A 3,286-nucleotide genomic window follows, 5' to 3' on the forward strand; every position below is an offset into this window, starting at 1 on the left:
CGCAATCCCTGTAAATAATCTTGTTATTGGATTTGCCAAAATAGCAACTTCTGAAACCGGTATAAATGGAAAAAAGCTCAAAAATAATCCAAGCCCGCCTACTATCAGACCCACTCCAGCTCCCATAAGTCCCATAAATATTCCAAATGCCAACCCGAAAATACCTGTAATAGCGCCTATGATTACCGGAGCAAAGATCAAACCTAAAACTATCAATAAAATATTTCTTGATCTATTATCATTTTTTTCTATATTTTCTTCATTTTCTATATTTTCTTTTTTTGTAGCTTTTTGAGGGTCTCTTCCCAAGTACTCTTTAGCTATGTCATCAGGATATCCAAGTTCTTCAGCAATCTTTTCTTCAGTTTTGCCTTGTTCTATTCCCAAGTTAAAATGCTCTTCATAATCATAGATAATATCATCTACAACTATTTTGGGCAGTTCTCCAAGATGATATCTTAATAAATTCAAATAATCTTTTTTATTCATCCGTTTCACCTTTCAATATCATATTTACAGAATTAATAAATTCAAACCACTCTTCAATTTGTCCTTCATATTGTTTTTTCCCAAAATTAGTAATAGTATAGTACTTTCTCGGCGGTCCACTTTGAGACTCTTCTAAGTATGTAGAAACATATCCTTCATTAGATAGTCGCCTAAGTAGAGGATAGATACTGCCTTCTGAAATATTTATATGCTTTGAGATTTTTTCTACCATTTCATAACCATAGTGGTCTCTATCCTTGAGAAGTGCAAAAACTAAAAGTTCTAAAACACCTTTTTTAAACTGTACGTTCATATAATTCCCTCTCTTCAGATGTATAATATCACAAGCTACCTTTTAATACAAGGTACTGAGTATAAAATAATACTAATTAAAATATTACTACCAATCCAAAAACTTTTTTATTAATTTACTCTATAGTTTGTAAATATGTATTACTTTATAAATAATTTATCAAATTATAACTTTTGAATTATCTATCATATAGAATAGCTAAATTTATAAATTTCATTAAAAACCCCCTTTCACTATGTACAGCAAAAGGGGTTCTTATCATTTTCTCATTAAAAATAGTGTTACTAATTTTTTATATTAAAATTCAGTTCTTGGGTCTTTAGCTCCGTAGAATGTTCCTGTTTTAGGGTCTTTTATAATTGCATTTACATCTCCCATAACAGGTTTCTTTGTTACTTTATAGCCCATATTTTCAAGTTTCACTTTTACATCTTTTACAAGAGTATCTTTTTCTATTCTTATTTCATCAGGCAACCATTGCATATGGAATCTTGGTTTAGCAACAGCTTCTGCTATATCCATTTCATGGTCAATTACGTTTGATATTACTTGAAGTACAGTAGTTATGATTCTAGTTCCTCCAGGGCTTCCGACTACCATATATACTTTTCCATCTTTTAGGATTATAGTCGGAGACATAGATGATAGAGGTCTCTTTCCACTTTCTATTGCGTTCGCATCTCCGCCAACTGCTCCAAATACATTTGGAACTCCTGGCTTAGCAGAAAAATCATCCATTTCATCATTTAATAAAAATCCTGCTCCGTCAACAGATGCTCCAGAACCAAATGTCCAGTTTATTGTATAAGTTACTGATACGGCGTTTCCCTTTGAATCCATTACTGAATAGTGAGTAGTTTGGTCTGATTCATAAGGAAGTTCTAATCCTGGTTTAACTTGTGAACTTGGAATAGCTTTATCTTTATTTGCAACTATCTTTTCATATATTTTTTTAGCATATGCTTTGTCCATGAGTTTTGCAGTTGGAACTTTTACAAAGTCAGGATCTCCCATGTATTCAGCTCTGTCTGCATAAGCTTGTCTTTCAGCTTCCGCCATCAATTGGATTGTTTCTGAAGAAAGTGAACCCATTTCTTTGATGTTTGCATTTTCCATTATGTTTAAAATTTGTATTATATGAGTTCCTCCTGATGATGGTGGGCACATAGAAACTATATCATATCCTCTGTAAGTTCCCTTTACTGGAGTTCTCCAAACTGTCTTATAAGCAGCTAAATCAGCCTTTGTTATAAGCCCACCATTCTTTTCCATATCTTTAACTATAAGGTCTGCGGTTTCTCCTCTGTAAAATTCAGATGGTCCTCTTTTAGCTATTCTCTCTAAAGTTTTTGCCAAATCTTCTTGTTTTAAAACTTCTCCTTCTTTATAAGGATTTCCATTTGCTTTATAGAAATATTTTTTTGTAGCTTCAAATTTTTGCATTCTATCTTTTTCTTCTACAAACGTTTCAGCTTGTCTTGATGATAATTTAAAACCATTTCTAGCTGTGTCTATAGCTGGTTGAATTAATTCTGATAATTGCATAGTTCCGTATTCGTTAAGCATTTCACTCATGCCCTTTACAGTTCCTGGAATTCCGGCAGCTTTGTATCCTGTTACACTCATGCCATCTATTACATTACCTTTTTTATCAAGATACATATCTCTTGTAGCTTTTGCCGGAGCAGTTTCTCTAAAATCCAATGCCACGTCTTTACCATCTTCAGTGTGAATCAATGCAAATCCACCGCCGCCAATATTTCCTGCAGCAGGGTGTACAACAGCTAACATATATCCAACTGCAACAGCTGCGTCAATTGCATTTCCACCTTTATCAAGTACTTCCTTACCTACTTTGTTCGCCAAAGGATTAGTACTCATTACAAGCCCTGTTCCATTGTCTTTTACTGGCTCTCTAGTTGCCGCATATGTACCAATTGGCGAAAGCGCCGACACCATTAAACTAAGTACTAACGTCCAAATAGGTAATCGTTTTCTTATCATATTAAATACCTCCTTTATCTTATTTTCAGATTATCACAATAAATTAATTGTGTCAATTACAATTTATCATGATAATCTAATGAAAGACTACAGGATGTAAAATTTTTCAACATCAGGATTTTTTTCAAGCATTTCTGAAATTCTTATAACTTCATCTTCATCATCCGATAAAAATCTCATATTTATTGTAAGTTTACTTTCGCCACTTAGTTGTTTTATATTGCTGTATTTTATCTTCTTGTATCCAACATGCTGTTTAATTTCATCTATTACAGTTAAATTATTTGCTTGAATAACAAGAGTATGTGTAGACGCGGCAGAGAAAAATACGCCTCCGACATATAGCATACTTTGTACTGTCGCCATTACCATACATACAACTATCCCAACAAAATACAGGCCCGCTCCAAAGCTCATACCTATAATCGCCATAGTCCAAATACCCGCTGAGGTAGTCAGCCCACTTATTGTATCATCTTT

4 protein-coding genes are annotated in these 3,286 nt (G+C 33.5%); all 4 read right to left on the minus strand.

Annotated features, from left to right (window positions below):
* The coding region (locus HMPREF9129_RS10480; protein WP_004819157.1) for a DUF1700 domain-containing protein at positions 1-489 on the minus strand (489 nt) is incomplete at its 3' end.
* Positions 482-802, minus strand: coding sequence for a PadR family transcriptional regulator (locus tag HMPREF9129_RS00435; protein ID WP_004819159.1), 321 nt, complete (start codon positions 800-802; stop codon positions 482-484). The genes HMPREF9129_RS00435 and HMPREF9129_RS10480, both read right to left, overlap by 8 nt.
* Before the next feature lie 297 nt (positions 803-1,099).
* Positions 1,100-2,806, minus strand: coding sequence for a gamma-glutamyltransferase (ggt, locus tag HMPREF9129_RS00440; protein WP_004819161.1), 1,707 nt, complete (start codon positions 2,804-2,806; stop codon positions 1,100-1,102).
* An 87-nt stretch (positions 2,807-2,893) separates the two neighbouring features.
* A partial coding sequence (locus HMPREF9129_RS11600; RefSeq protein WP_004819162.1) for an MgtC/SapB family protein occupies positions 2,894-3,286 on the minus strand: 393 nt, incomplete at its 5' end.

It is taken from the genome of Peptoniphilus indolicus ATCC 29427, assembly GCF_000227315.1.
Classification (GTDB): Bacteria; Bacillota; Clostridia; order Tissierellales; family Peptoniphilaceae; genus Peptoniphilus; species Peptoniphilus indolicus.

Coding starts and splice junctions, on each gene's coding strand:
- HMPREF9129_RS00435 (WP_004819159.1), bottom strand. CDS start 802: ATGAACGTACAGTTTAAAAAAGGTGTTTTAGAACTTTTAGTTTTTGCA.
- ggt (WP_004819161.1), bottom strand. CDS start 2,806: ATGATAAGAAAACGATTACCTATTTGGACGTTAGTACTTAGTTTAATG.